27 protein-coding genes are annotated in these 25,262 nt (G+C 65.8%); 11 read left to right on the top strand and 16 right to left on the bottom strand.

The features are described from left to right. Positions 1 to 144: 144 nt before the first annotated feature. From gdhA to ABFT43_RS13450, 3 genes are all read right to left on the bottom strand, one after another. Positions 145 to 1,491 (bottom strand): NADP-specific glutamate dehydrogenase, encoded by a 1,347-nt coding sequence (gene gdhA, locus ABFT43_RS13440; RefSeq protein WP_347960859.1) that lies wholly within the window; start codon positions 1,489 to 1,491, stop codon positions 145 to 147. A gap of 79 nt (positions 1,492 to 1,570) precedes the next feature. Continuing rightward, positions 1,571 to 1,831, bottom strand: coding sequence for a hypothetical protein (locus ABFT43_RS13445; protein ID WP_347960860.1), 261 nt, complete (start codon positions 1,829 to 1,831; stop codon positions 1,571 to 1,573). Between the two features lie 330 nt (positions 1,832 to 2,161). Beyond that, on the bottom strand, positions 2,162 to 2,539 hold the full coding sequence (locus ABFT43_RS13450; RefSeq protein ID WP_347960861.1) for a hypothetical protein: 378 nt from the start codon (positions 2,537 to 2,539) through the stop codon (positions 2,162 to 2,164). A gap of 459 nt (positions 2,540 to 2,998) precedes the next feature. Between ABFT43_RS13450 and ABFT43_RS13455 the strand changes: the two genes are divergently transcribed. Continuing rightward, positions 2,999 to 3,433, top strand: a complete 435-nt coding sequence (locus ABFT43_RS13455) for a hypothetical protein (protein ID WP_347960862.1) — start codon at positions 2,999 to 3,001, stop codon at positions 3,431 to 3,433. Between the two features lie 220 nt (positions 3,434 to 3,653). Here the strand turns inward: ABFT43_RS13455 and ABFT43_RS13460 are convergent, their stop codons facing one another. Continuing rightward, positions 3,654 to 4,166 (bottom strand): winged helix-turn-helix transcriptional regulator, encoded by a 513-nt coding sequence (locus ABFT43_RS13460; RefSeq protein WP_347960863.1) that lies wholly within the window; start codon positions 4,164 to 4,166, stop codon positions 3,654 to 3,656. Between the two features lie 121 nt (positions 4,167 to 4,287). On the opposite strand from ABFT43_RS13460, the gene ABFT43_RS13465 reads away from it, so the two are divergent. Further along, complete coding sequence (locus ABFT43_RS13465) at positions 4,288 to 5,460, top strand: thiolase family protein (protein WP_347960864.1); 1,173 nt, start codon at positions 4,288 to 4,290, stop codon at positions 5,458 to 5,460. 6 nt (positions 5,461 to 5,466) lie between these two features. Here ABFT43_RS13465 and ABFT43_RS13470 read toward each other — a convergent pair whose 3' ends face one another. The 6 genes from ABFT43_RS13470 to ABFT43_RS13495 form a co-directional block, all read right to left on the bottom strand. Then, entirely contained in the window at positions 5,467 to 6,603 is a 1,137-nt protein-coding gene (locus tag ABFT43_RS13470; RefSeq protein WP_347960865.1) for a DUF5995 family protein, read from the bottom strand. Further along, positions 6,600 to 7,829 (bottom strand): oxygenase MpaB family protein, encoded by a 1,230-nt coding sequence (locus tag ABFT43_RS13475; RefSeq protein ID WP_347960866.1) that lies wholly within the window; start codon positions 7,827 to 7,829, stop codon positions 6,600 to 6,602. The genes ABFT43_RS13470 and ABFT43_RS13475 overlap by 4 nt, the downstream gene beginning before the upstream one ends. 18 nt (positions 7,830 to 7,847) lie before the next feature. After that, positions 7,848 to 8,489 (bottom strand): TetR/AcrR family transcriptional regulator, encoded by a 642-nt coding sequence (locus tag ABFT43_RS13480; RefSeq protein ID WP_347960867.1) that lies wholly within the window; start codon positions 8,487 to 8,489, stop codon positions 7,848 to 7,850. Between the two features lie 94 nt (positions 8,490 to 8,583). Beyond that, on the bottom strand, positions 8,584 to 9,249 hold the full coding sequence (locus tag ABFT43_RS13485) for an enoyl-CoA hydratase/isomerase family protein (protein ID WP_347960868.1): 666 nt from the start codon (positions 9,247 to 9,249) through the stop codon (positions 8,584 to 8,586). A gap of 106 nt (positions 9,250 to 9,355) precedes the next feature. Then, a complete protein-coding gene (locus ABFT43_RS13490) occupies positions 9,356 to 9,994 on the bottom strand; it encodes a TetR/AcrR family transcriptional regulator (RefSeq protein ID WP_347960869.1) in 639 nt (212 codons plus the stop codon). 89 nt (positions 9,995 to 10,083) lie between these two features. Next, positions 10,084 to 11,052, bottom strand: a complete 969-nt coding sequence (locus ABFT43_RS13495; RefSeq protein WP_457590156.1) for an alpha/beta hydrolase — start codon at positions 11,050 to 11,052, stop codon at positions 10,084 to 10,086. Positions 11,053 to 11,325: 273 nt separating this feature from the next. On the opposite strand from ABFT43_RS13495, the gene arr reads away from it, so the two are divergent. From arr to ABFT43_RS13515, 4 genes are all read left to right on the top strand, one after another. Beyond that, positions 11,326 to 11,754 (top strand): NAD(+)--rifampin ADP-ribosyltransferase, encoded by a 429-nt coding sequence (arr, locus tag ABFT43_RS13500; protein ID WP_347961012.1) that lies wholly within the window; start codon positions 11,326 to 11,328, stop codon positions 11,752 to 11,754. A gap of 77 nt (positions 11,755 to 11,831) precedes the next feature. Further along, positions 11,832 to 12,455, top strand: coding sequence for an LGFP repeat-containing protein (locus ABFT43_RS13505; RefSeq protein WP_347960871.1), 624 nt, complete (start codon positions 11,832 to 11,834; stop codon positions 12,453 to 12,455). Positions 12,456 to 12,476: 21 nt separating this feature from the next. Continuing rightward, positions 12,477 to 13,103 carry an AMIN-like domain-containing (lipo)protein gene (locus tag ABFT43_RS13510; protein WP_347960872.1) on the top strand — a complete coding sequence of 209 codons (627 nt, stop codon included), beginning with the start codon at positions 12,477 to 12,479 and terminating at the stop codon, positions 13,101 to 13,103. Positions 13,104 to 13,165: 62 nt separating this feature from the next. Continuing rightward, positions 13,166 to 13,618, top strand: a complete 453-nt coding sequence (locus tag ABFT43_RS13515; RefSeq protein ID WP_347960873.1) for a nitroreductase/quinone reductase family protein — start codon at positions 13,166 to 13,168, stop codon at positions 13,616 to 13,618. Between the two features lie 167 nt (positions 13,619 to 13,785). Here ABFT43_RS13515 and ABFT43_RS13520 read toward each other — a convergent pair whose 3' ends face one another. Together ABFT43_RS13520 and ABFT43_RS13525 are read right to left on the bottom strand one after the other, a co-directional pair. Beyond that, positions 13,786 to 14,556 carry a CPBP family intramembrane glutamic endopeptidase gene (locus ABFT43_RS13520; RefSeq protein WP_347960874.1) on the bottom strand — a complete coding sequence of 257 codons (771 nt, stop codon included), beginning with the start codon at positions 14,554 to 14,556 and terminating at the stop codon, positions 13,786 to 13,788. A 292-nt stretch (positions 14,557 to 14,848) separates the two neighbouring features. Continuing rightward, complete coding sequence (locus ABFT43_RS13525) at positions 14,849 to 15,265, bottom strand: hypothetical protein (protein WP_347960875.1); 417 nt, start codon at positions 15,263 to 15,265, stop codon at positions 14,849 to 14,851. 303 nt (positions 15,266 to 15,568) lie between these two features. On the opposite strand from ABFT43_RS13525, the gene ABFT43_RS13530 reads away from it, so the two are divergent. After that, a complete protein-coding gene (locus ABFT43_RS13530) occupies positions 15,569 to 16,063 on the top strand; it encodes a MaoC/PaaZ C-terminal domain-containing protein (RefSeq protein WP_347960876.1) in 495 nt (164 codons plus the stop codon). 55 nt (positions 16,064 to 16,118) lie between these two features. After that, positions 16,119 to 16,283 carry a hypothetical protein gene (locus ABFT43_RS13535; protein WP_347960877.1) on the top strand — a complete coding sequence of 55 codons (165 nt, stop codon included), beginning with the start codon at positions 16,119 to 16,121 and terminating at the stop codon, positions 16,281 to 16,283. A gap of 65 nt (positions 16,284 to 16,348) precedes the next feature. Here the strand turns inward: ABFT43_RS13535 and ABFT43_RS13540 are convergent, their stop codons facing one another. Next, positions 16,349 to 17,680: an oxygenase MpaB family protein gene (locus tag ABFT43_RS13540; protein ID WP_347960878.1), complete on the bottom strand. Its 1,332-nt coding sequence runs from the start codon at positions 17,678 to 17,680 to the stop codon at positions 16,349 to 16,351. A gap of 242 nt (positions 17,681 to 17,922) precedes the next feature. On the opposite strand from ABFT43_RS13540, the gene ABFT43_RS22695 reads away from it, so the two are divergent. Further along, positions 17,923 to 18,384: a DUF488 family protein gene (locus ABFT43_RS22695; RefSeq protein WP_457590150.1), complete on the top strand. Its 462-nt coding sequence runs from the start codon at positions 17,923 to 17,925 to the stop codon at positions 18,382 to 18,384. Positions 18,385 to 18,520: 136 nt separating this feature from the next. Here ABFT43_RS22695 and ABFT43_RS13545 read toward each other — a convergent pair whose 3' ends face one another. Beyond that, positions 18,521 to 19,849: a M20 family metallo-hydrolase gene (locus ABFT43_RS13545; protein WP_457590151.1), complete on the bottom strand. Its 1,329-nt coding sequence runs from the start codon at positions 19,847 to 19,849 to the stop codon at positions 18,521 to 18,523. Positions 19,850 to 20,098: 249 nt separating this feature from the next. Continuing rightward, entirely contained in the window at positions 20,099 to 20,590 is a 492-nt protein-coding gene (locus ABFT43_RS13550) for an ArsI/CadI family heavy metal resistance metalloenzyme (protein WP_347960879.1), read from the bottom strand. A gap of 100 nt (positions 20,591 to 20,690) precedes the next feature. On the opposite strand from ABFT43_RS13550, the gene ABFT43_RS13555 reads away from it, so the two are divergent. Beyond that, positions 20,691 to 21,056: an Rv2640c family ArsR-like transcriptional regulator gene (locus ABFT43_RS13555; protein WP_347960880.1), complete on the top strand. Its 366-nt coding sequence runs from the start codon at positions 20,691 to 20,693 to the stop codon at positions 21,054 to 21,056. A gap of 184 nt (positions 21,057 to 21,240) precedes the next feature. Here the strand turns inward: ABFT43_RS13555 and ABFT43_RS13560 are convergent, their stop codons facing one another. Beyond that, on the bottom strand, positions 21,241 to 21,783 hold the full coding sequence (locus ABFT43_RS13560; RefSeq protein WP_347960881.1) for a DUF2510 domain-containing protein: 543 nt from the start codon (positions 21,781 to 21,783) through the stop codon (positions 21,241 to 21,243). Positions 21,784 to 24,249: 2,466 nt separating this feature from the next. Here ABFT43_RS13560 and ABFT43_RS13565 point away from each other — a divergent pair. Beyond that, a complete protein-coding gene (locus tag ABFT43_RS13565; RefSeq protein ID WP_347960882.1) occupies positions 24,250 to 25,143 on the top strand; it encodes an SGNH/GDSL hydrolase family protein in 894 nt (297 codons plus the stop codon). Positions 25,144 to 25,262 lie beyond the last annotated feature (119 nt).

The following is a 25,262-nucleotide window of genomic DNA, read 5'->3' on the forward strand; positions in this document are numbered from 1 at the left end:
ACGGGGGACCTGCCCATCGGCCGAAGGTACGGGTTGGCTCAGTGAAGCCCGTGGTCGGCGTGGGTGTCAATCGTCCGGGTGGCCGACAAACCGCCGGTTCGCGGCGAAAGGCACGAACCGGCGGTCGTCGATCTTCGTCGTCCGTCAGATGAGGCCGAGCGCCAGCATGGCGTCGGCGACCTGGATGAAGCCGGCGATGTTGGCTCCGGTCACGTAGTTGCCGGCGGCGCCGTACTCATCGGCGGTGTGCAGGCACAGATCGTGGATCGAGGTCATGATCTCCGAGAGTCGTTCTTCGGTGTAGGAGAACGACCACGAGTCACGAGAGGCGTTCTGTTGCATTTCGAGTGCGCTCGTGGCCACACCGCCGGCGTTGGCGGCCTTGCCCGGTGCGAAGCGCACCCCGGCATCGTGGAAGATGCGCACGGCCTCGGGCGTGCAGGGCATGTTGGCGCCCTCGGCCACGACCTTGACCCCGTTCTTCACCAGCGCGGAGGCGTCGGCACCGTTCAGTTCGTTCTGCGTCGCGCAGGGGATCGCGATGTCGGTGGGCACGTTCCATATCGAACCGTCTGTGACGAACCGGGCCGACGGACGGGTCTCGGCGTACTCCTTGATCCGGCCGCGCCGGATGTTCTTGATTTCCTTGAGGAGTTCCAGATCGATACCGGCCTCGTCGACGACGTAACCGCTCGAATCAGAGCAGGCGATCACGCTGCCGCCGAGCTGCCGGACCTTCTCGATCGCGTAGATGGCGACGTTGCCAGAACCCGAGACGACGACGGTCTTGCCGTCGATCTTGTCGTCGACCGCGGCGAGCATCTCGCGGACGAAGAACACCACGCCGTAACCGGTCGCCTCCGTGCGCACCTGCGAACCGCCCCACGACAGGCCCTTACCGGTGAGCACACCGGATTCGTAGCGATTGGTGATGCGCTTGTACTGGCCGAACAGGTATCCGATCTCGCGGCCGCCGACGCCGATGTCGCCGGCCGGGACGTCGGTGTGCTCGCCCAGGTGGCGGTAAAGCTCGGTCATGAACGACTGGCAGAACCGCATGATCTCGCCGTCCGAACGGCCCTTGGGGTCGAAGTCCGCGCCGCCCTTGCCACCGCCGATGGGCAGGCCGGTGAGGGCGTTCTTGAAGATCTGTTCGAAACCGAGGAACTTCACGACGCCCAGGTAGACGCTGGGGTGGAAGCGCAGACCGCCCTTGTAGGGGCCGAGGGCCGAATTGAACTCGACGCGGAAGCCGCGGTTGACCTGCACCTGTCCCTGGTCGTCGACCCACGGGACGCGGAAGATGATCTGTCGTTCGGGTTCGGTGAGTCGGCGGATGATGCCGGCGTCGGCGTAGTGGGGGTGCTTCGCGAGAACGGGTCCGAGGCTGTCGAACACCTCTCGGACGGCCTGATGGAACTCGGCCTCTCCAGGGTTGCGGGCGACCACCTGGTCGTAGAGGTCGCTGATCTTCTCGTCGAGCACGGCCACGGTGGCCCACCACTTCCTTCTGCGATAACTCGGGGAAACGGCGGCTCACCGTGAGTTCTGGGTCGCCGCCACCGTTAGCCTATCGATCGACAGGAAATGGCCTACGTACCGGTCCGTGTATTGCCCACCGGCCGACCGCCGACATCGTGTCCGACCACGGTTCCGCCGGGTCGATGGTCGCGAAGACCACCGAGGCCGGGGCGTCGCCGTTGATCGCCGTCTCGTAGTGGACGGTCCGGGCGAACCGCTGTGCGCGCCGTCGGGCGGCACCGGTCGTGCCGGGGGTCGACTCGGCGACGACGAGCAGTCGCGAATCCGGCCGCTCCGACACCATCCCCACCACGGCGTCCTTCAGCAGATCATCTCGATGATGTCGAATACGTCGAGGTCGGCAGTCCCACCGTCGGCGCGCGGTCTGCGGTTCCGAACCGAGTACGACGATCACCGCCCGGGGCGCTCCCGTCGGGGCCGTCGGGGTCCGGTCATCGACAACCTCGGCCAGGGCGACGACCAGGTCGAGATCGCGGAGTCGTGCGGCGAGCAGCGAGGTCAGCTCGCCGCGTGCGCCGACGATCAGGACGCCGGCGCACGCAGGAGGCCTCTCACACGCCGGCGCTGCGGTGTTCTTTTCCCATGTGGTGCCACCGTTCGTGGTGGTGACATCCGCCGGTCACGAGGTCGCGAACAGCGGCGCCACTCTCAGTCCGAGCATGGGGTGACGCGTCGCGATCTCGCGCTGGGCGGTCCGGTCCACCTCCGTCTCGAGCGTGAGAATCCACGGGACCTGCTCGGCTGGTTCGTCGTCGGGTGACGATTCGGTCTCCCACGGATCGGGCTGGAGCTCCGAGAGGATGTCCAGCGACAAACTCTCCAGCTTCGCAGCCGTGAGTCGGCCGGTGGGATCGGCGAAGGCCAAGCACACCTCCCGGCCCACCGGCACGCCGAACGTGTCGACGTCGTTCTCCCGATGCCATTGCCGGCGCAGCAACACCGAATCGCAGTCATCGACCGAGATCGAGCACCTCACCGAGGCCGGGAACTTCTTCAACGCGATCTCCGCCGTCCTGCCGGTAAACTCTTCGATTCGCTTGCGTGAACCGCAAACGCGGACGCGACATTCCATGACAACCGTTTTCACGGCCACCGTTCCTTTCGCTGGATCCGGCCTTCCGGGCCGGCAACCCGGACTCTATCCGAAAAAAAGAAAAAAGCCAGTCGGTCCCGCCGATGTGACGAAATGCGCTCCACTGCAAACGATTCGGGTAGCCGAAGGTCGCCGGATCGGTAGGGCGTCGAGGGCGACTGGACTTTTGTCTTTTCTCGGCTATGGTCGCGTTGGTGAGCGACACTCGATGTCGGTGCAGTCGATTTTCATGTCAGTGAGGAATCATGGCAGTCAAGAATTCGAGTCCGAAAAAACGTCGACAAGAATTGAAGTTGCGGCGCGAACGCAAGCGGGCGAGCGAGGACACCTCGATCATTCGCAAACGGCGGAGCGAGGGATGAGGTGGGGGGTCGGAGCCGTATCGCGGACGTTCTCTCCTACCTCCACGACCGCTTCTCGTCCCTGGGGGACGAGGGGACGTGCGAGCTGCTGCGCGGGTACCGGGCCGGCCTGACGTTCGCCCGGGTGTGCGTCGTCGACGCGCTCACCAGTGAGTCGTTACGAGCGGATGGATTCATCGGCGTGAACGGGTCGGCGGGTGACCTGCGTCGCGAATTCGAGACCTTGCAGGGCCTCGAGGATCGACTGGAGCAGGAGCGGTGCTGGGCGGTCGGGGCCGATGGGAGCGAGTTCCGGGTCGGTTATCTCGCCGCACTCGGAATCGCCCGTGACCACCTGGAGGTCGCGCGCCGGATGCTCGACGTCCAACAACCACCATCGGGGGCGCATCGTCCGGTTCGCAGCCGCTCGCGGAGATCCGCTGCGATGACCGGGTGACAGCCGGTTGGGCCGGGTCGCGGGGCCCGGCCCAACCGGTGCCCGCCACGTGTCGGGATGCCTGTCGCGGCGGAGACCTCGGAGTTCTCGACGCCGGCGACGTGGGGCTCGATGGATCGGCCCGGGAAGTTTGGACAAGACCGGGGGTTCGGAGTAAGCGGCCCCGGCCTCTGGTTCGACATGCGGGTTACTCCACCGCGCGAACGTGATGTCGAGGCTATCAGTCCGACGTGTCGGTGGACGAATCGCGGCGCTGCCGGGCCCAAGCCACGCGGGTCACCCGGACCTCGACATCCTCGGGATCGAGTGTCGCGGAATCCTCGGCCACCACGCCCACCCGCACCGGTTTGTTCGACGAGTCGGTCGCCACCAGGGGCGCGCCGTCGGGCTGAAGGTATTCGTTGCCCCACTGCCATAGCGACATGACGACGGGGAACAGGTCCTGGCCCATCTCGGTGAGCCGGTATTCGTAGCGGACCCGCTGGCCGGGCTCCCGGTAGGGGACCTTGGTGAAGACGCCGGCCTCCGTGAGCTCCTTGAGCCGCGCCGAGGCCACGGCGTCGGTGATACCCACCCGGCGGGCGAACTGGTCGAAGCGGGTCGCGCCGTAGAAGGCCTCACGAAGGATCAGGATCGCCGACCGCGTGCCGATGAGGTCTACGGCCTTGGCGATCGAGCACTGCGTCGCCTGCCATCGGTCGCGGTCGGCGAGCGGTCCCATCAGCTTCATCATGACTCCATCCTATCCTGGCTTGACAAAAGCGTAGTCAGGGCGTACTGATCTGACTATGGCTGACAAAAGTCAGTGGACGACGGGCCGCACCATCGGTCCGCTGATGAATGGGAGGACAGTCATGGCAACGGCAGTCATCGTGGATGCGGTTCGTACGCCGATCGGCAAGGGCAGGCCGACGGGGGCATTGCATGGCGTTCACGCGGTCGACCTGCTCGCACACAGTTTGCGCGCGATCGTCGACCGCACGGGTATCGACCCGGCGGTCGTCGACGACGTGATCACCGGAGTCGTCGGACAGGTGGGTGAGCAGGGCTTCAACATCGCGCGCCGTGCCCTGCTGGCCGCGGGGTACCCGGAATCGGTGCCGGGCGTGTCGATCGACCGGCAGTGCGGCAGCGGTCAGCAGGCGATCGCCTTCGCCGCGCAGGGTGTGATCGCGGGTACCTACGAAGTCGCGGTCGCGGCCGGTGTCGAGTCGATGTCGCGGGTGCCGATGGGGTCGTCGGCGTCCGGCACGAGTGATCCCAACGGGCGGGCGTTCGACGAGCGTTATCCGGATGGCCTGGTCGGACAAGGGATCTCCGCCGAACTCATCGCTGCGCGCTGGAACATCCCCCGCACCGCGATCGACGAGTTCTCGCTGCGCTCGCATGAGTTGGCCGCCCAGGCGACCAAGAACGGGTTGTTCGACGCCGAACTCGCCCCGATCGCCGGGCTGACGGCCGACGAGGGCATCCGACTCGGCAGCACGCTCGAGGATCTCGCGAGGCTTCGCCCGGCGTACTACGACGAGGCGACGGCGCGGCGCTTCCCGGAGATCCGCTGGAACATCACCGCGGCGAACGCGAGCCAGATCAGCGACGGTTCGGCCGCCGTCCTGGTCATGAGCGAGGAGAAGGCGTGCGAACTCGGCCTGCGTCCGCGTGCGAAGGTGCACACGATCGCCGTGGCCGGCGACGACCCGCTGCTCATGCTGACCGCGATCATCCCGGCGACCCGCAAGGTGCTGGCGCGCAGTGGTCTGTCCCTCGACGACATCGACCTGTTCGAGGTCAATGAGGCGTTCGCACCGGTGGTGCTGGCGTGGGCCCGGGAACTCGGTGTCGACCTGGACAAGGTCAACGTCCACGGGGGTGCGATCGCACTCGGCCACCCGTTGGGTGCCAGCGGCGCCCGGCTGGCCACGACCGGACTCAACGCCCTGCAGCAACGCGGCGGACGGTTCCTGTTGCAGACGATGTGCGAGGCCGGCGGGTTGGCGAACGCCACCATCTACGAGTTGCTCGACTGAGTCCCCTCACTCCGCCAGCAGCCGCACCGCGCGGTCGAACGCGTGCACTCGGTGGCGCGCGACGTCGAATCCCGTCCGCGCAAGGAGAGCGTCGCGCACCTGGGTGTTCACGCGTCCGGCGATCCCGGTCCACCAGGGTTTGTGGCTGCGGGGAAGGTCGGCCAGCAGTCGGTCGGACGCGACGGTGAACACCGGTGCGAGTCGGAGGTAGTCGGGGCGGAACTCGCGTAGGTCCCGATCCGGGTAGCGGTCCCGGTGCAGCGCGGCCAGTGCTCGCGGGAGGTCGGCGTCGATGTGCGCCGACACTCCTGCCAGCAGCCCCTTCATCACCGGCACATGAGGTCTCTCGTGGTCGACGATCTCGCACGTCGACCACGCGATCCGCCACGGCTCCTCCACGTCGCCCCCGAAGCGGTACGCGTCGAGGTTCCCGGCGTAGTACCCGTGGAATACGGGGATCAGTGCGAGGACCCAATCCGGATGTGTCAGACCGAGATCCAGTCGTCCGGTGGCGGCGTCGATCATCGTCTCGGTCACGTACTGGTAGACCCGGGCGAACCACTGCTTGGGGTCCCCGGTGCCCGCCATGTCGTCGGCGATCTTCTGTTGCAGCTCTCGTACCTCGAGCGCGGAGGACATGAGGTCGTCGAGATCCGGAGGGGCGGATGGGGTCGAGGACGCGGGGTACGACACGACCGCCGGGTCGACATCGCCGGCCAGCGACGCCATGGTGTGCAGCGAGTGCTCCACCTCGCGTCGGATCCGGTTCGCCATCACCCGCGACAGCGGCGCCGGGAACAGCGACATGTCGACACGCCACCGGACCTCGACGCCGTCGACGGTCTCGACGATGCGCTGTTCACCGCGATGATCGAGCAGCAGCGGACCGCCGGCGTAGACGCGGTAGCGGAAGAGTCGGGGGAACTCGGCCTGTTCGACGACCTCGCGAAGGCGCACCCTGCCGCCCGGCAGGGTCACCATACGGAGTGCGCCTGCGGTGTCCGCGCGCTCGTGCGGTCCCGGTGAGATCAGCGTGATCGGGGCCGTCGACCAGCGGCACATCTGATCGGGGTCGGTGAGCAGCTGCCAGGCGGCCTCCGGAGTGCACGTGAGCTGCTGCCGGAGCGTGAAAGTGGCGGTCACGCAACGGTCTCCAGGTGTCCTCGGTCGGCGGCGCCGTAGCGGGTCGACTCGAGTCGGCTGAGGTCCAGGCCCAGTCGAGAGGTCACGAACCCGAGTTCGCGGTGCGCGATGGCATGCTCGGAACCGAGCAGACCCATCGAGCGCGCGAGTTCGCGCGACCGGACAACGGGTCGCGCCAGCGGGACCAGATGCTGTAGCGGTGTGTAGCGCAAGCCCATCGCCGACGCGACCTCGGCGTCGACCCACCTCCGGGAGACGGATTCGAACAGAGTGCGCAGGAACGGCCGGGTCAGCACGTGGACGAGGTCGTCGAGCGGACCGGGCAGCCCGATGTCGGTGCGATAGCCGTCGTCGAGCAGTGCTCGGACCAGTTGCCGTGCCTCCTGTGGGGGCCGCATCCGGAAGTCCCGGGCGATCCGGTCGGTATGCCGTGCGTCGTCGAAGCCGCGGGGGAGTCGCTGCTCGTCGACGCCCATCACCCAGCCGATCCAGCGCCAGAGGTGGGTGATCGCCTCGAGATCGGCTTTCGAGTAACGGATCCCGAAGTCCTTGGCCACCCGCATCGGCAACGCGAGGAATCCCGCGGTGATGGTCAGCTGAGAGTAGGTCTGGTTGATCGGGACACCCCAACGGTCGTCGTCCCAATTGTCGCGCGTGTGGAGATGGTGCCGAACGAGCGCATGCACCAAGCGGATTCGCAGGGACTCCGTCCATCCCGGGCTGCCGGGTTCCATCATCCCGGGCGCGGTCGCGAGGGTGACCCACCGCCCGGTGGCCACCACGCGATCCCATGTGCCCTCGGTGAACCGGCCGGTCGCGACGAGGGGTCGCGTGAAGCCCGGGGCCTGGTAACCGTAGATGAGCGACTGGTACAGCGTGCTCGACTGGAGGGAGCCGAACCGCCACCATGCCTCGGCGCCTGCCCGGGCGATCGCCGGGTCGTACCACGGCGGCGGGGTGGACACCGTGTCGAGGAACCGGTGCAGCGCGGGGGGAGCGGCGGAACCGCGCTCCGGATCGTCGATCGCGGCGGTGATATCGGTCCACGACCAGCCGTGGCCGGAGTGCATCTCGGCGACGACGGCGTCGGCGAGATCGTCGCCGAGCATCAGTCCGTCGGCCATCGCGTCGACGGCCTCGGGATGCTTGGCACGGACCTGAGACCAGTTGCGTGCGCCGGTGATCGCGGCGGCGCGTTCCGGACTGACCGTTCCCCCGAGTGTCATAAAAGACAGTGTGTCTTTTTATTGCCCCGAGGTCAAGGAATCGTTCGTCGGTGCGGCGCCGCCCGCGCCTTCGAAACCCGACCAGATGAGCCGGTGCAGGTGATCCACGAGCGTCTCGCGCGGTATGGCGTGGCTGCGTGACCACCAGGTCACCGCCGACGACACGGCGCCGACCAGCGCGTGCGCCCAGGAATCGGCGGGGGAGTCGTCCGCGCCCCGCGCGCGGAAACCCGCCCGGAGGGTGTCCGCGACAGAGGTGACGATCGCCCCCGACCGGCCCCCGGCCTGGTCGAGTCGCCCGGCCAGTAGCGGGGCGAGTTCGGGTTCATCGTCGAACCAGGCTGCCAGGATGTCGATCGCCGCGCGGGTCTGCTCCGCCGGGTCGGGGATGCCCTCGATGACGCCGGCGAGTCTCTCGACGATGCGGCGGGCGTGGCGCGCGGCGAGTGCGGCGAGGACGGCGTCCCGGTCGGCGAAGGCCGCGTACACCGCCGATCTGGTGAGCCCGGCCTCCCTGGCCACCTCGGCGAGCCCGACGGCTGCGCCGGACCGGCGGATCGCGGCCTCTGCGGCGTCGAGCAACTGTTCACGGCGCGCGGCGATGTCCACCGGCGGCCCGGGCGGGCGGCCCCGACCGCGGCGCGTGGGCTCTACGGTCATGTCACCTCCCGGGGCGAGTCACGGCGACTGTTTGGTGGGCAACCCTACTCGGCGGCGCGTTGGGTGGAGGAGGATGTCCCGGCAGCGCCGGTTCTCAGCCGGTACGACCCTCCTCGGTCAGGGCGTCGACGGTCGATCGGAACATGGTCTTCTTGATCGTCGCGAGGGTGTTCTCGTCCTTGTCGAGCAACGGCTTCAGTCGGTCTAGTGCGGTAGAGATGACGGCGTCCTCGTCGGCGATGGCATCGACCAGTCCCGCGGCGAGTGCGTCGGGTCCGCCGTAGCGGCGTCCGGTTGTCATGGACTCGATCGCGGTCTGCGGGGTGACCTTGGCCTGGATGAGCGCAGCCATGCCGGTGGTGAACGGGATGTTGATGTCGACCTCGGGGAAGCAGTAGAAACCGCGGTCTGCGCGCATCACCCGGAAGTCATGGGCGATGGCGAGCATCGCGCCGGCGCCGAAGGCGTGGCCGTTGACGGCAGCGATCGTGGGCAGCGGGAAGGTCAGCACGCGGATGAACAGTTGTTGGACCCTTTCGACGTACCACTCGGTGCGGTCGGGGTTGGACAGTAACCATTCGAGGTCGAGGCCGTCGGAGTAGAACTTTCCGGTGCCGGTGGTGACCAGGCCGCGTGCGGAGTCCTCGGCCTCGGTCAGCAGGTCGCCGAGGTCGTCGAGATGGTCGGGGGAGAAACGGTTCTCGTCCTCGCCGAGGATCAGTACGGCGATGTCGTCGCGGATGTCGAGCGTTGGTGCCATGGCGATGGTTCCTGTCTCTCCGGATGCGGTGATGGATGTTGACGGGGGCGGACCAGGTCTCGGTGGTCGATCAGGTCTCGGTGGTCGATCACGTCTCGGCAGTGGATCACGCAGTGCGGCTGGGGGGTCCGAGTTCGAGTTCGAGTTCGAGGACGGCGCGGACGGCGGTCGCGAGACGCTCGCGCACGCGGGGCTCTGGTTGCCGCCGGCCGCGGAGTAGGAGGGCGGTCGGGAGTTCGACGACGCAGTCGCGGATCACCTCGGCGGTGAAGCGGTCGGCCCGGCCCCAGAGTGCCCGGGACAGCGCGACGAACAGGTCGACGAGCGATTGGTCGAGTGCCTGCAGGTCGTGGGCCAACTCGTCGGGGAGATCCGCGGAACCGATCAACTCGTCGCGCTCGACGGTGAGCAGGAACCGCCCCGAGGTCGGGTGTTCGAGCAGGAACCGGGCCGGCGCGTCGGCTGCGACGACGACGGCCTCGATCGCGCGGTCGCGACCGGATCCGGCGTCGAGGACGGCGTTCACAGCGTCGCGCTGGGCCCCGAGAAACCGCTGTGCGGCCCGCAACCAGACCTGACCGAGCAGTCCGGCGCGCGACCCGAACGTGTGGTAGATCGCGCCGTTGGAGACCTTCGTCCGGTCCGACAGCGCCCGTACGGTTACCGCGGCCGGGCCGGATTCGACCGCGAGGGTCTCCGCGGCATCCAGGAGCCGGTCGACGTCGTACACACGTGGGCGGGGCATGCGCCGAACGATAACAGAGCAACCGCTCTGTTATCGGGCTCTGTCGATCAGGTGAATGAGTGCGGACACCGCACCGCGACGAATGGCGCCTATTGTTCGCGGAGCAGTTCGAGTCGGGCGCGTGCCACGTCCTCGATGCGGTCGACGATCTTCTGGTAGGCGGGGGATTGCCGGTGCACCAGCGAGGTATGGGTCTCGCCCTCGAAGAGGACGAGGTCGGGATCTCCTCCGGCCGTGCGCAGGGCCGCTGCGTATCGTCGCGAGTTCTCCGGATCGACGTCGTCGTCGGCGAGGCCGTGGAAGAGGATGACCGGCAGCTCCGGATCGAGGTTCTCGATCGGGTCCACCGACTCGTAGTGCTCGGGGACCTGTTCCGGTGTGCCGCCGAGGATCTGCTTGATCACCCGGCCGTTGCCGTGGTCGACCGCGTACTTCATGTCGAGCGGTCCGGAGATGGACACCACGCGCGACGGGACGAACGCCGGCCGCGAACCGACCTCGTCGTCCTCGAGCTTGTGCCGGGTCCCTCCCCACACCGCGAGCTGCGCGCCGGCGCTGTGTCCGACGACGAGCTCGTCATCGATGCTGAGTTCGGGGTGATCGTCGGCGAGTGCGGGGACGTGGTCGAGAGCGCGGGCGACGTCATGGAACGTGGTCGGCCACCCGCCGCCGGTGCCGTAGCGTCGGTACTCGACGTTGTAGACGGCGAGGCCGCGGTCGGCGAGGTCGCGCGCCATCTCGTCGAACTGCTCTGCGCCGAACCGGCTTTCCCAACCACCGCCGTGGATGATCGTGACCAGCGGAACCGAGCCGTCGGCGTGTTCGCCGACGGGCAGATACAGATTGGCCCAGTTCTCGGCCGGGTTCGACTCGTCGGGATCGAGGTAGTTGATCCGCTCGACGATCACACGTTCGTTGCTCGGCGGCACGGGAGGTGCCGCGGTGGGGGATTGCGTCGTCTGCTGTGTCGGCGATGGGGACGACGCCGAGTCGTCGGTGTCCGCTGAACATCCTGCGAATCCGACCAGGACGAAAAACGATGCAACGGTTGCGATCAGGTGTTTTCCACGCACGATCGGAATTGAATCACGAGAATCGATTCGTCGGGTGTTTGCGGCGTCTGGCCGATGAGTCCGTGTCATCGACGCGCTTCGGCCGACCATGGCGGCACGGAATGGACGAGGACCGAAGAGTGGGCCCGGAGATCTGAGACCAGCAGAACGTCTCTTTCCACCTTCATGGTAGCGCGGCCGGTGGGGCTTGCCGCAAGGGCACTCATCCGGTGCACACTGGGTCGGCAACCGACGGTCGGGGAGGGCTCGATGGCGCACATGGCAGACACTCCGGAGCGGTTCAGGGTTCACGAGTCCGGTGCCTGGTTTCACGGCACCAGGGCCGACCTCCGGGTCGGCGATCATCTGACGCCGGGATTCCGCTCGAACTACCGGTCCGACCACATCGCGAATCACGTCTACTTCACCAAGGTCCTCGACGGTGCCGTCCTCGCGGCGGAGATGGCGGCGGGCGATGGGTCCCCGCGTGTGTACATCGTCGAACCGCTGGGCGCGATCGAGGACGACCCGAACGTCACCGACAAGAAGTTCCCCGGCAACCCGACGCACTCCTACCGTTCGGACCAGCCGGTGAGGGTGGTCGGGGAGATCACCGGATGGCAGCCGCACCCGCCCGAATACCTGAGGCGCTTCCGCGCCGGCCTGGAGGCGTTGCGACGAGCGGGTGGCGCAGTCCTCTTCGACTAGACCGGGAACTGCAGGTCTGCGCCAACTGTGAGTGCTCCTAACGACATGCGGCTTGTGCTGCCCGTAAGATCCCCGTCATGTCTCGAGTCACCTCATCGCTTCGACGTAGCGCCCCCTCCTTCGCCGGCCGGACCCGTGTCCGCCTGACGACGCTGGGGGTCGCGGTTGTGGCGATGACGTTGTCGCTGCTGGTCATTGCGCCGAACGCGCACGCCGACCGCTTCATCAACGGCTACATCGTGGGCGGCAAGATCGAGGAGGCATACGCGGCGTCGGGCGGTTTCTGGAAGTGGGGCGCGCCCACCGGGCCGGAACGCCCCGCTGCACGCGGTGGCCGCTACCAGACGTTCACGAAGGATGCGTCCTTCTACTGGCACTGGGCCGTCGACGGTGGCACCGCACACCAGGTGGGCGGAGCCATCCGATACAAGTGGCAGCGCGCCGGAGCCGAGCGCAGTGCCCTGGGCTACCCGACGAGCGACGAATACAAGCAGGGCAGTGCACGCCTGAACGACTTCCAGGGTGGCGTCGTCGCCTGGTCCAAGCGTGGCGGTGCGCAGATCGTCTGGGGTCAGATCCTCAACAAGTGGCGGGCCACGGGCGGGGCCAAGGGGTACTACGGCGTGCCGCTCGGCGGTGAGTATCGCATCGGCAACCGCTTCGCCCAGGACTTCCTCAACGGAACCATCTTCTGGCCCTGATCGGCGGTAGCGTCGCCGTCCATGGGAAGTGGACGCTCCGCGGTCGTCGCGATCGCCGTCTTCGTGAGTGCCGTCTTCGTTGGTGCTGCGGCACTCACGAGTTGTTCGACCACCGACGGAGATGATGCTACCGCTGTGGCCACCACGATCGTGACCGAAACGGTCACATCGACTTCGCCGCCTCGGTCCGCGTCCGGGTCAGACGCGTCATCGGGTGATGCCGGCCCCGCAACCGCACCGGCCTCCGCCGGCGCGCGACTCACCGTCACCGACATCCGGACGGGCGTGCACGACGGATTCGATCGGGTCGTCTACGAACTCGACGGCGCCGGTACCCCGGGCTGGCGGGTGGCATACGTCGATGAGGCCATCCAGGACGGCAGTGGCCGCCCGGTAGAGGTCGACGGCAATGGAGTCCTCGAGGTTCGGATCCTCGGTTCTGCATATCCCCACGACAGTGGCGCAGAGCCCTATGGTGGACCCGATCCCGTGCGCGCGCAGTCGGGAGGCGCGGTGGTGGAGGTGCATGGCGCGCTCGTTTTCGAAGGCATCACCCAGTCGTTCATCGGTGTTACCGAATACGGCGCGCCCTTCACGGTGGTCGCGTTGACCAACCCGACGCGCCTGGTCATCGACGTGCGACGCTGATCCGCGGACGACCCGGCCGTATTCCTGTACGGTGTACGGAGTAGTTGTCGGAAGGACTCACCATGGCCTCCTCGCGCCGGATCACGCCACCGCGATGGCTCAAACCGATGAACAAGACCTTCCTGTTCCTGCAGCGGTTCGGGGCCATGAAGGAGCTGCCGGTCCTGATCGTGCCCGGACGCAAGAGCGGTAGACCGCGTCGGACGCCCCTGACCATCGGGGAGTTCAACGGTCAGCGCTACCTGCTGGAGGGGTTCCCCGGAGCTGACTGGGCCCAGAACGTCCGCGCCGCACATGGACTCGCGCAACTGTCGATCAGGGGAGAGGTGACCGACGTCCGACTCACCGAGCTTCCCGCCGACGAAGCGGTCCCGGTGCTTCGAGCCTGGCCGGATCTCGCCGGGAGCGACGGTCCGCGGCTGATGAAGGACGCCGGGGTCGTCAGCGATGTGACACCCGAGGCATTCGCTGCGGTGGCCGGCAGGTGCGGAGTGTTCCGGATCGATGCGCGCTGATCACATTCCCACCGAAACCACAGACGTTGACGAGACACGTCGCGGTTCGGTGGTGATGCCTGCCGACCTGATCGCGTTGGGGTAGATCGATACCCGTCGGTCTCGCAGGCGTTGGTCGCGCCGATCCTGCAGTCGTCGACACAGCGTGGCGACTGTCTCTCGGCGATTCACGCAGTGGTCTGCAGGGGATCGCCGCCATGGTCGGGTTCATCGCGGGAAAAGCGGGGCCACCGCGACAGGAGGACGGCGAGGAGTCCCATCGCCATCGTCGCTGCTGCCGGGCTGTATGTGTCGTTCGCATCCAGTGCCGCCCAGGCGACGTTGTAGGAGGCGTGACCCAATACCGCGAGGATCGGTGCACTCGCACCTTGAATCGTCAATTGCACCAACACAACCCGGAAGACCACCGAGAAGGCGAGTTGCCACATGAGATCCGTCGCGGAATAACCGCTCTGCAAGTAGGGGAGCAGATGCCATAGGGCCCAGACGGCACCGATGGCCACACCTGTGGTGACCGCACTCTGCCGCTTGAGCAAGCGAGGCATCAGCACGGCGGTCCAACCGAGTTCCTCACAGAATGCGGCGATGACGAACAGGAGTGCCGCGTACCAGAGGGAACCGGGGACGGTGGGCCATACACCGGCGAGGGCGCTGGACGAACCGAGGGTGGTGACGGCCGGCGCGGCTACCGCCACACCCACGGCGACGAGCCCAGGACGACTGGTGCACATGCGTCGGATCGGCCCGATGCCACCCGCAGCCGAGGCGGCGAATGCCGGGCTGATGAACATCAGCGCACTCACCGACAATTCGCCGCCCCCGATGGTCACCGTGCCGCCGACGAGGGCGCCCCACAGGTAGAACGGGATCGTCGTCGCAACGAGTGCAATCCAGAACCTGCGCAAGTCGATTGACTCTTGGTCGTTCTGCAAGTTCATCGAACGCTCCCTCACGGAGTCGGAACTTCGTCGGGCGATGTCCAGAGACTACTGGTTACCCGACTCCCGAGTGGGTGAGGCGGACAGCCGCTTGTCTTCGAGACCCGGCGCTCCGTTTCACGGTGGTCGTCCTGACGATCGAGATCCGCGTCTTCGTGCGCGCAGTCAGATGGTGCCCTGCGAATCTGCGAGACGATGTCGCGTGCGACGTGAATGCGTCTGTGCGACTTGGGACGAGGTCGCAACTGCGGACCGATGTCGCGCGCGACCCGGTCCGGTGAGCCGGCGGTTCCTACCTGCGACGATGCCGCATCGCGACCGTCAACCGGTGGACCTGATGCCTCAGGGGATCGAGGCGCGGCCGCACGAGTGGAAGCCCGGCGTCCTCAGCGATCTCCTCGACCACCTCGTCGACACTCCGACGGTCGTTGTCGACATGCGTTGCGAACCGCGGCCGCGACAGTGCTGCGACGCATCGATCGACCTGCTGCATCGCCCAGGTCTCTTCGAAGCCGAGATACCGGCCCACTGCGTAGCCGACCCGGCCGTTCAAACGCCGTCTGATGACCTCCGGCGATGCGATCAGGGAATAGTGATGGACGTCGATCCCGCGGTCGACCAGGGTGCCGAGGATCTCTTCGTGGTAGCGCTCGTCGACGAGCGTCATCGGGACGATCAGTGGTCCGTTGCAGGTGGATTCTGCCTGCACGAGTGTTTCGATCCGCGGTGCGCCATTGTGGTCGGTTCTGGAAGTCCCCGCGCTCGGCCGCCGGGAGCATGTTGTGGATGGCGAATCCGATCAGCTCGGGATCGGCGACATGCGAGGTCGTCAGGCGCCGATGGAGCTCGTGAGCTGTTTGCGTCTTCCCGGCTCCGAACGCCCCGTTGATCCAGATCAGCATCGCGTTCCACGCTACCCGCGGGATTCCGACACGGGGACCCGGGTCTCGCGGCCCGCATTTAAACTAAGTACGTTAGGTGTGTGCCCGCGTCGAAGTCTGAATTCGGTGGATTGAACACCAGCCGTGTATCGGCCGAGCCGCAGCTGTACGCGGAGGACCTCACAGTCGGTGCGACCGACGAACTCGGCACCACGAGCGTCACCGAAGCGGAGATCGTCGAGTTCGCGCAGCGGTTCGATCCGCTGCCGATGCACGTCGACCGTGCGGCTGCCGAAGCCGGTCCGTTCGGCGTGATCGTCGGATGCGCGGCACACACTCTCTCGCTCTACTCGGGCCTGGCGTCGCGTGTGTTCGTCCCTCGTCTGGCGCTGGTGGCCGGCAAGGGTATCGAGCGGCTGCGTCTTCCAAATCCGCTGCGTCCCGGCGTCGTGCACGCCGCCACCATCGAGATCTGCGATGTCGTTCCCCGCTTTCGCGGCGACGAGCCAACCACCGACCGGGCGGACCTGCACTGCGTCGGTCGGCTCATCGACGACCTGGGACGGGTGGTGCTGGTGATGGAACCGCTGCAGGTGATCCGGTACCGGACGCCGCAGCACCGGTGACCGCACCACCGGCGGGCGAGGGTTCAGGCACCGGCTTCGGGGGTATGGCTGTCGGATGACGAAGAAGCAGACCGATCCCGAGACCCGAGAAGTCGACACCTCACCCAAGGGTGCAGAACCCGACGTCCAGTCCGACCCCGCCTACGGCGAGGAGTCCGGCGATTGGACCGGCGAGGGCGGGGCCACCGAGGAAGGCCCCGCGACCGAGGCCACCGAGTAACTCGGCAGCGGCACACATCCCGGCCAATGGTGTTCCGCGGAACACCACTCGCCGGGATGCGTGCGTCAAAGGGTGTACTCGCGGGAATCCGTGGTGTATTCCGGGATCCCATAGTCGTCGAGGCGTCGTCGGACCAGGTCGGTGACGTACTGGTCGGCGACGTCGCGCAGCACCGGCAGTCGGCCGGCGATGCGGACGGCGGCGAACCGGCTGGTCAGGAACGGCGCGGTTGCCGCGGCGCGCGCGACATCGGTGAGTGAGAGTTTCACACCCATGTCGGCTGCCTGCTTGAGATTGCCCTCGCAAAACGCCGCGGCGAAAGCGAGCTTGCTGTAACTCTTCTCGACGGCGTCGGAAACCTTGTCGTACGGAGTCTCGTTGGGTCGTAGGTACGCCGTCATCGTGGACGTGACAAGTGTGCGACAACTGTCGTCGAACCCGTATCGCAGGGTCGCGGCCCGCGCGTTGAACAGGTCGACGATCTCTTGGGCGGACCCGGGCAGCAGCTCTTCGGGAAGGCCTAGCATGTGGCCGCGGTATCGGTGGAACTCGACCATCGCACGCTCGTCGTAGGGGAGTTCGCGGCCGGCCCTGACCGCCTTCTCCGATTTCTGGTAAGGGCCGATCATCCCCGCCGGGAACTGATCGATCTGGGGTACCGGCAGCCCGTAGACGGCGGTGTCCCAGTTGCGCTTTCGGCTGTTGGCGCTTCGTCCGGTCCGCTGCAGTGCGTTGTAGCGGACCATCGAGTGCATGAGCCGCACCATGACGGTGGCCTCGAAGCCCGGACTGAACCGCTCGAGCCCTCCCGGCAGTGTCGTGACCGCGAAGTAGGCCGTTGTCTCGTTGACGCGGCGTGCGGCCCGGGGGCCGGACAGTGCCCCGGTCAGCGTCATCGGCAGTGCCGCATAACTGTTGGTGAACGTCGCGAGAAAGGCGCCGCGGGTCATGAAGGGGGAGACCAGCGCGGCGTAGAGCCGTGAGTAGGCGGCGCCGTCCTCGATGAGGTCGAAATCGATCCAGTCCGGCTTCTGCTGCATCAGCTCGATGAGCTCACCGATCTCGGACGGTGCTTCGGGGACGTTCTCCGCGCCCTCCCGGCAGACGCGTCGAACCAGATCGATCAGCTTCGAGACCGGATAGTCCGCGGAGAGTGCCGCGACCCGGTCGGCGGGCACATCGGCCAGGAACGTGGCCGTGCGGACCAGCTCCATGAGTCGGGGATCGTTCAGGTACCTCGAGCGATCGCCCAGCCGGCTCGGCAGGGCAGACCTCACATGCAGATCGGTGGTGAAGCGTTCCGGGGTCATGCTGAAGTCGAAGTCGCCGTACAGCTCGGGCAATTCCTCGGCCTGCCGTGCGACCCGCTCGGCCAGCCCCGGGTAGAAGTGCGTCATCCCGACCTCTCAGACAGTCCTAACTGTTTCTCCGGTCATTGGATCAGGTTCGTCGGCGCGCCACGGCCGAATTGGGACAATTCGTCGAGTCCGTCTCACTGGTGCGCCCGTCCATCGACACGACGATCTGCGTGGACGCCGCCCGCGACGGCCGTGTGGTGGCGGTCATTTCTCTTCCATGGGGCCATGTCGGCCAGGCGAGCGCCTTTCACCATCGGTCCCTCCAATCGGACCTTCAAAGAGTGCCTGACCTACTGCAGGCGAGCGGGATCGAGTTGGTTGTCGACGTTCGGAAACTCCCGGATCGAAGCGGTATCCATGCCTCGACCAGGACACCCTGGCATCGGATCCGGCAGACGCGGGAGTCGCGTATTGGTGGGCGGAGGGCCTCACCGGCCGGCGCCCCGAACAGGGATGTCCCGATCGACGTCAACGATTGGTGGTCCAACCGGAGCTTTCACAACTACGCCGATCATGCTTTGTCCGATACGAATTCGCGAGCGCCGTCGCCGAGTTGCGAGAAAGGGTTCGCAACCCGCGCCGTGCCGATGTGCTCCGAGGCTGTGTGGTGGCGGGGGCGCGTCGCTGACGGCGGCGGCGATCACCGGGGGGCCACCGGTGCATCATCGCCGATCATCTGCTCGCACGGGACGAGGTGGTGTGGCACATCCTGGCTGCCGGTCGGGTCGAGGCCGCTCGGTTGAGTGCGGCGCGGTCGCCGGACCCCGAAGCGCGATCACCTACCCATGCGGCATGTCCCTCAGGGAGCAACTCCCATGAGGAGTGGAGCAGGCGATGGGTTCGCTCGATGGAACCCATCGCCGGGCGGGTGATCTGGGTTCAGTCCCTGGCGGGGGCCGGAATGTCGCCGCGGACCATCCGGGCGACGGTCTCGCTCAGCATCTCGACTCCGGTGACGAGGTCGGCGTCGTACGTCAATTCCCTCTCGTTGTGCGAGATTCCGTCGACGCTGGGCACGAACAGCATGACCGTCGGCACGATGTCCTTGAGATTGACCGAGTCGTGGCCGGCCATCGTCAGCATCCGCCGGTGTGTCAGGCCCAGATCTTGCGCAACCCGTTCGGCGAGTTCGATTCCCTCACTCTGGTAACTGGTCGACGGACGAAGTGCCGAGGAGCCGATCTCGACGTGGACCTCTCCATCGGTGTTGATCTCCGCGATCGCCTCGAGCAGTTGCGCGTGGGCCTTCTCCAAGGTGTCTGCATCAGAGGAGCGAACGTCGACGGCCATCGTGACCTTCGACGGCACGACGCCGGCGACCTTTGGTTCGACGTCGAACTGCGCGACGGACCCCAGCACCATCTCGGCGGGAAACATGCTGGTCAGCTCCCGGACGGCGAGCACCACGCGGGAGGCGCCCACCAGGGCGTCGTGACGTTGCGCGATGTGCGTCGCTCCGGTGTGGGACTGCTCGCCGTGGACGCTGATCGTGTACTTCCGCGCGGCCCAGTTGGCGGTCACGATGCCGATCGCGATGTTCTCGCGCTCGAGCACCGGGCCCTGCTCGATGTGGAGCTCGGCGTACGACACTGCCGTCGGCGGTTCGTCTTCGCCATGAAAACCGATCGCCGACAGGGCCTCGCGGACGGTGATTCCGTTTCGGTCGGTGAGCTTGAGGGTGTCGTCGGCGTCGAATTTCCCGATGTAGACGCCGCTACCCATGAGACTGGGGGCGAAACGTGCGCCTTCTTCGTTGAACCAGTTGACGGCGGCGACGTTGAACCGCGGAGTCAGCGAGCCATGGTCGATGCGTTCGGCGACGTCGAGCGCTGCATACGCTGCGGCGAGGACGCCGTAGGCGCCGTCGAACCGACCGGCTGACGGTTGGCTGTCGAGGTGTGACCCGACGAGGACGTAGGGGGAGCCGGGTACGAATTCCTTGAGCCCGTACATGTTTCCGACAGAATCGACCTTGGTCGTGAAGCCGTGACGATCGAACCAGTCGGCTAGGAAGCGTCGCGTCTGTCCGTCCTCGGTGGTTGCGGCCTGTCGTTCGACTCCGCCCGCCGGGGTGGCGCCGAAGGTCGACATCGTCCGGAAGTCGGACAGGAAGTCGAGGGCCGCTCCATTCGTGTCCGTCGAGTGCTCGGTCATCATCTCCTCTTTCGTCGACCCCGCCGTTCGTGCGCCCTCCCGCGCGCTTGTCATGGGCACAGGCTCGCGGTGGACCATTTCTGGCTCGTCACTTCCGACGCAACGGCGTGTAAAAGACAAGGGCCGGACGCGCGCGGTGAATGGTCGAGCGCCGAGGGAAATGGTTCGCGAGGATGATGATGACGGTCGGGTGGAGTGCCGGGATCGACGTCGATCAGAAGCCGACCGATGACGGTCGAGGGCCGCTGACACGACGATGTCGGCCACCGGCGTCCTCGAGTGGCCGACCTCGGACCGTGCAGCTCAACAGCAGGTCGACGCGGCCTTCTCGACCTGTCCGTCCTCGGGCGTGGCCGAGGAGGTTCCGCAACAGACGGCGTCGTCCATGGTGGTCGGCTCGTCGAGATGCTGCGGGCTCGTGCCGAAGGTGTCCGAGTCGGCGAGGACGGTGTAGACCTCCCACTTCTCACCGGTAGGCCCGGTGACCCAGACTTTGTCCTGGGTGGCGAAGCAACAGGTGGTGCCGATCTCCTCTTCGGTGAACAGTCCTGCTCCGGTGAGGCGGGCGATCTCGGCGTGGACCTTCTCGCTCGATTCGACCTCCACTCCGAGGTGGTTGATGGTGCCGCCGTTGCCGGGGTTCTCCAGCAGCACCAGCTTGAGCGGCGGCTCGGCGATCGCAAAGTTCGCGTAGCCGGGCCTGCGCTTGGCCGGACTGGCGTTGAACAGCTTCGAGTAGAACTCGACCGAGGCGTCGAGGTCGTCGACGTTGAGTGCGAGCTGCATCCGGGACATGGGAGCCACCTTCCACTTGTGAGACATATATCTAATTGGTGGGCACTCGTAGCATGGCACTATTTCGACTTATGTCAAGAACCTCGGTATGGTGGCGGGTATGCCCAAGGCGCTCCCGATGGTCGATATCAGCGCACCCATCTGCTGCGCGCCGGTCTCTGCGGCGCCACTCGACGACGAGACGGCACTCGAGATCGCGCTGCGGCTCAAGGCATTGGCTGATCCGGTGCGTATCAAACTGCTGTCGATTCTGCTCACCGACGAGTCCGGGGACGGGGTCTGCACCTGTGACCTCGCAGTCGCTGTGGGGCTCACCGAAGCGACCACCAGTCACCACCTCGGGCAACTCCGGAAAGCCGGCATGGTGACACCGGACCGCCGAGGGATGAACGTCTACTATCGGGCGCGCGCCGATTCTCTCGAGGCGCTACGCAACGTGCTGGCGGTGACCACTGGTTGCTGCTAGGTCCGTGTGGACTGGCGCCGCGCAGCAAGATGTCCAGACGGATCGTCGAAGGATCCCGGTGAGATGGCTGGATGCCTACGGGAGCGTGTTCGCTGCGTCTGATGCAACATGAGCGGGTTCACTGGTAACCCTGCATATTCGATCGCTGCAGGTTTGCCAACGGGGTTTTCGCGGACGACCCAGGCTACACGCCTGGACAGAGATGTTTCCGAGCGGCCGCGATCTGCCGTTGGTGTTGTTCTCGTACCGACCGCGGCACCTCAGCTTCATACTTGTCGCTGTACTGTTCCCCCAAATACCTGGCCACATCCTGTTCCGAGTGCCCGTCCCGCAGCAGATCGCAAGCGGCGTAACCTTGCTCGACATAACGCTCCTCCTGGAGCCACATGGATTCAAACTTTGAAGGGAAGACTTCGGCGAAGTAGGCGTCTTCGTCTGGCGGCTGTTCATACATCACTACCGCTCCCGTCACGGCGATCGCGCCGACTATGAGGAGCACGACGACTGTCCGCCAGTCTCGCAGGCTGATCACGGTGCGCGGCGGCTTGGCTACAATCTGCTTGCCGGGTTCTGGTCGAGGTTGCGCCGGACCACCATATGCGGATGACGGTGGCGCCGGGGCCGGCGCTGCCATTGCGCTCCATTTTCTCCCGTCCCAGTATCGAGAGCCGGCCCCTCCGTGCGGGTCCGGGTACCAGCCCGATGGTGGTGTTGGTGGAGTGGTCATGGGTTCCCTTCGCGTCACGAACGGTGCAAGAATAACCGTCTCGAGTGAGTGACTTCTCGCGCGGGATCAATGGACCGGCGCGAAAAGGCTTGGCGGGCAGCGTTAAGAGGGGGAGCACCCACCTCTTCGCCAGATCTCTATCTGGCAGTCGAAGGTTTCCCTGTGCGGAGTCAACGCGTATCGCATTCAACCACGTTGTCATAGGAGCGTCGCGCGATTGAGACGCCAAATGGCCGAGTGGTCAACGCCGAGATGTGGGTTCGCGCAGGTAGATTTCGGCTGAAGGTCAGCGGCAACACTGACGGCGAAACGGAACCCGTGTCGGCGGCCGTGCTCTGGCTCAACAAGGTGTCATCGCAATAGGTGCACATTCAGGGTGGCATTCTGGCGGCGGACTTGAAATGGTTATGTGCAGCTTGGGGCAACTCATCAGCGAGCGTCACAACGATCCCGGCTACGTTGAGGCTTCTGTCCGGTCGTCGGGTTGCCATCGGGCTCTGAGAATTGGCTCGAGTTCTTCGGGGAAGAGTCCGGTGGCCACTTTGGATAGGTGTAGCTGGTGGAGGCTGCGGCGGCCGGTTTGGTTATAGACGGTCAGCTCGGAGGTGAGTTCGGAGCGTTCCGGGCCGCTGATTTCCAGATCGACGACATCGTCCCAGTGGACGGTCTTGGGTCTGCGTAGGCGTACTGCACGGTCAGGTGCTCGTCGTCGATCGAGAGCACCAACAGCGCGTGATTTGGGTTGACTAGAATGACTGCGATACCGCCGAGTGCTGTTGCGCCAAAGAAGATCACACCGAGGGGGCCGACAGATCCGCGGAGCCGATGGCGACCGGGGCAGTGGTACGTCGCCGACGACAGCGGCTTTGTCGCCGAAGGCCAGCCATGCCGACGCCAGCGTCATGCCCGTTCCGCAGAGGGTTCCAGACCAGGTGAGCGTTCGTGGCGTTTTCAGGGTCCAGGATTCGTCGAAGGCTCCTGAGGTGTCGATTGTGGGGCGGTAGGCGAGGAGTGCGAGCCCCAGGCAGGTAAGAAGGGCTCCGATCAGTAAGGTCACTTGTCCAGCTCCTGATCAGAGCCGGGTGCTACGGACGTGCGCACCGTTGTCGATGAGGTAACGGACGAGTACGTGTAGAACCGAGGCGGTGTGGGGCCGGAGTTCATGAGGGCGATTGTGATCGCGCGTGCTCCGTCTGGTGGAGGGTGAATCACTATCTGAAGTCTACTTTTGACCGTGACGTGGGTCTGGGAGAGTTGGGCTTTGGTGATGAAGTACTGCTTGCCGACAGGTGTTCGGACGCGAAGGCCGTCGTCGAGCAGGGCTAGATGTGCGCCGGAGTGGCGCACTTTATGCGCGTACCATAAGAGCAGGAACGGTGCCGGAACACTGACAAGTACACCGACGATCCCCGGAAATCTGTGGAACGGAGACAGTTCCGGGTAGAGGTCGGCCCCGAGCAAGCCGAGAGCCGGAGCCGTGCGCGAGTTGATGCATCTGATGCAATATGCAGTGTTCTACTTGACATAATGTATCTTATCGGCACTCAAAGAGGCTGAGTGGAAACAGTTGCGAGGACTCGACCCAGGTCATCTCGAGTGACCGTGCAGGTTGCGCTGGTGTATGTGTGGGCCGCGCTCGCTCGGGTCGCAACATGACCGACTCCGGGCGAAGCAACTCGAGATGCATTACCTGTGCCCTTGTGCGTCACGCAGCTCCTCGTGGCGCGATACGACCCAAGGTTCGTGCAGCAGCAAGTCGGCCACGCTTACTGCTCGACCGCGGCCGTCTGCGTATCGGTATCTGCAGGCTTCAAGCGGATGCGGATCCAGCATAGAAGCGTCACAGTGACGAAAAACCGAGTGGAAAGAATCCGTGAGCAAGCATCGCCGAAAGGCGCTCACGGAAATCTGCGCCAACGCCTCCGCTTTGCAGACCCGTCCAAGTGGTATCCGGAACATGCTCGCCAAACCTTTCCTGTATTCCGGGGGTCGTCCTTATCGGGCTGTCGACCCTTCCAACGGTCCCCATGGCGGCTCGCAACTCGACGTTCCTGCGGTCACTGAGCGCCGAGAAAGCTGCTACCAGACCAGCTGACTGTTTGTCTTACCAACAAACTCTGTGATCTCGTCGCTGTGGTCAGGATTGCTGCCGGGCGGCGTGGCCATCCCGTATCGAAGACGGACAACGTCTGGTAGCAACTGGGTATTTTCACGGGCGCGGCGCGGACGACCGAGTGCGGCGGCCATCGCTCGCCTTTTCTCTCGGGAGTCGGTCGATGCATGCCCGGTGCCGGCATCAGGGGGCCTACATCAAGACCGATGTCCGGGCCTTCGCGATGCCGTTGGTTGATCAGTTCATCGAGGTTCTCATCGCTGATCGCACGGTTCACGTAGATGCGGGAGTCCGGTACAGTTGGTCTCATCAACACCATCAGTCACTTGCGTACCACGATCTGGAGTCGCTGAATGCCCCAGCCGCGCGGCCGAAGTCTCCGTCGGCGCCTCGGCATCCGAGCTGCGCTGATCGCGGCGGCCACTGCTGTTGCCGTGTCCAGTGGAGTTGCCCATGCTCACGGCTCCCAAGCGGCGGACGGTGACCCGTACGTGAACCTCGGTGACAGCTACAGCGCGGGCGCATCCGTGTTTCCCCAGTCGACCAGTGCGGCGACGTTCTGCTCGAACTCATTGGTGAACTACTCCCAACTCGTCGCCGTTCGACTCGGAACCTCGGTGACCGACGTCAGTTGCTCGGGTGCGTCGACCGACAACCTGACCCGGGCGCAGTATCGGTGGCAGGGACCTCAGATCAACGCGGTGGGCCCGGCCACCCGCTTGGTCACCCTCACGATCGGTGCGAACAACCACAGCCTCTTCGCCACCGCGACCTCGGCCTGCCCGAAGGCATGGCTGGCGGCTCCGTTGTCGGCCACTCCGTGCCGCGACAAGTTCGGCACATCGTTGGTCGAGAAGATCAATTCCTCGATCTATCCCGATCTGGTGGAGGCGTTGCGCGACATCAAACGGGCCGCGCCGCGCGCACACGTGGTCCTCGTGGGGTATCCGCAGATGTACCCGGCCCGGGGCTCGTTGGCGTGCTCGGCGGCCCTGCTCACGACGCCCGGAGACACCGAATACCTCCATCGTGTGTTCCTCGCCCTCGGCGACGCCATGCGCCGCGCCGCCGCGGTCACACGCACAACTTATGTTGACATGATCAAAGTCTCCGCCGGCCACGACGCCTGCGCGGGCGACCGGCGATGGGTCGAGCCGAACCTTGGTGCGGCCAGCCTTCCGGCAATGCACGCCAATGTACGCGGGCAGCAAGCGATGGCCGATCGGGTGGTCGCAGCACTGCGCTGAGGCAGCACGCCGAAGATCGGGCTCACAGCCCGGACGCTCCCTGTGGATATTGATCGGTGAGTTCTCGCCACTTCGCGACGATCCCTGTCCGCTCGGCCAGGTGGCCTCCTGGCCAACCC

This window comes from Gordonia aurantiaca, from assembly GCF_039939235.1.
Lineage (GTDB): Bacteria > Actinomycetota > Actinomycetes > Mycobacteriales > Mycobacteriaceae > Gordonia.

Coding starts and splice junctions, on each gene's coding strand:
- ABFT43_RS13555 (WP_347960880.1), top strand. CDS start 20,691: ATGCCCAAGGCGCTCCCGATGGTCGATATCAGCGCACCCATCTGCTGC.
- ABFT43_RS13485 (WP_347960868.1), bottom strand. CDS start 9,249: ATGGCACCAACGCTCGACATCCGCGACGACATCGCCGTACTGATCCTC.
- ABFT43_RS13510 (WP_347960872.1), top strand. CDS start 12,477: ATGGGAAGTGGACGCTCCGCGGTCGTCGCGATCGCCGTCTTCGTGAGT.
- ABFT43_RS13490 (WP_347960869.1), bottom strand. CDS start 9,994: ATGCCCCGCCCACGTGTGTACGACGTCGACCGGCTCCTGGATGCCGCG.
- arr (WP_347961012.1), top strand. CDS start 11,326: ATGGCAGACACTCCGGAGCGGTTCAGGGTTCACGAGTCCGGTGCCTGG.
- ABFT43_RS13475 (WP_347960866.1), bottom strand. CDS start 7,829: ATGACACTCGGGGGAACGGTCAGTCCGGAACGCGCCGCCGCGATCACC.
- ABFT43_RS13460 (WP_347960863.1), bottom strand. CDS start 4,166: ATGATGAAGCTGATGGGACCGCTCGCCGACCGCGACCGATGGCAGGCG.
- ABFT43_RS13480 (WP_347960867.1), bottom strand. CDS start 8,489: ATGACCGTAGAGCCCACGCGCCGCGGTCGGGGCCGCCCGCCCGGGCCG.
- ABFT43_RS13565 (WP_347960882.1), top strand. CDS start 24,250: ATGCCCCAGCCGCGCGGCCGAAGTCTCCGTCGGCGCCTCGGCATCCGA.
- ABFT43_RS13505 (WP_347960871.1), top strand. CDS start 11,832: ATGTCTCGAGTCACCTCATCGCTTCGACGTAGCGCCCCCTCCTTCGCC.
- ABFT43_RS13520 (WP_347960874.1), bottom strand. CDS start 14,556: ATGAACTTGCAGAACGACCAAGAGTCAATCGACTTGCGCAGGTTCTGG.
- ABFT43_RS13545 (WP_457590151.1), bottom strand. CDS start 19,849: ATGACAAGCGCGCGGGAGGGCGCACGAACGGCGGGGTCGACGAAAGAG.
- ABFT43_RS13465 (WP_347960864.1), top strand. CDS start 4,288: ATGGCAACGGCAGTCATCGTGGATGCGGTTCGTACGCCGATCGGCAAG.
- ABFT43_RS13560 (WP_347960881.1), bottom strand. CDS start 21,783: ATGACCACTCCACCAACACCACCATCGGGCTGGTACCCGGACCCGCAC.
- ABFT43_RS13515 (WP_347960873.1), top strand. CDS start 13,166: ATGGCCTCCTCGCGCCGGATCACGCCACCGCGATGGCTCAAACCGATG.
- ABFT43_RS13535 (WP_347960877.1), top strand. CDS start 16,119: ATGACGAAGAAGCAGACCGATCCCGAGACCCGAGAAGTCGACACCTCA.
- ABFT43_RS13540 (WP_347960878.1), bottom strand. CDS start 17,680: ATGACGCACTTCTACCCGGGGCTGGCCGAGCGGGTCGCACGGCAGGCC.
- ABFT43_RS13550 (WP_347960879.1), bottom strand. CDS start 20,590: ATGTCCCGGATGCAGCTCGCACTCAACGTCGACGACCTCGACGCCTCG.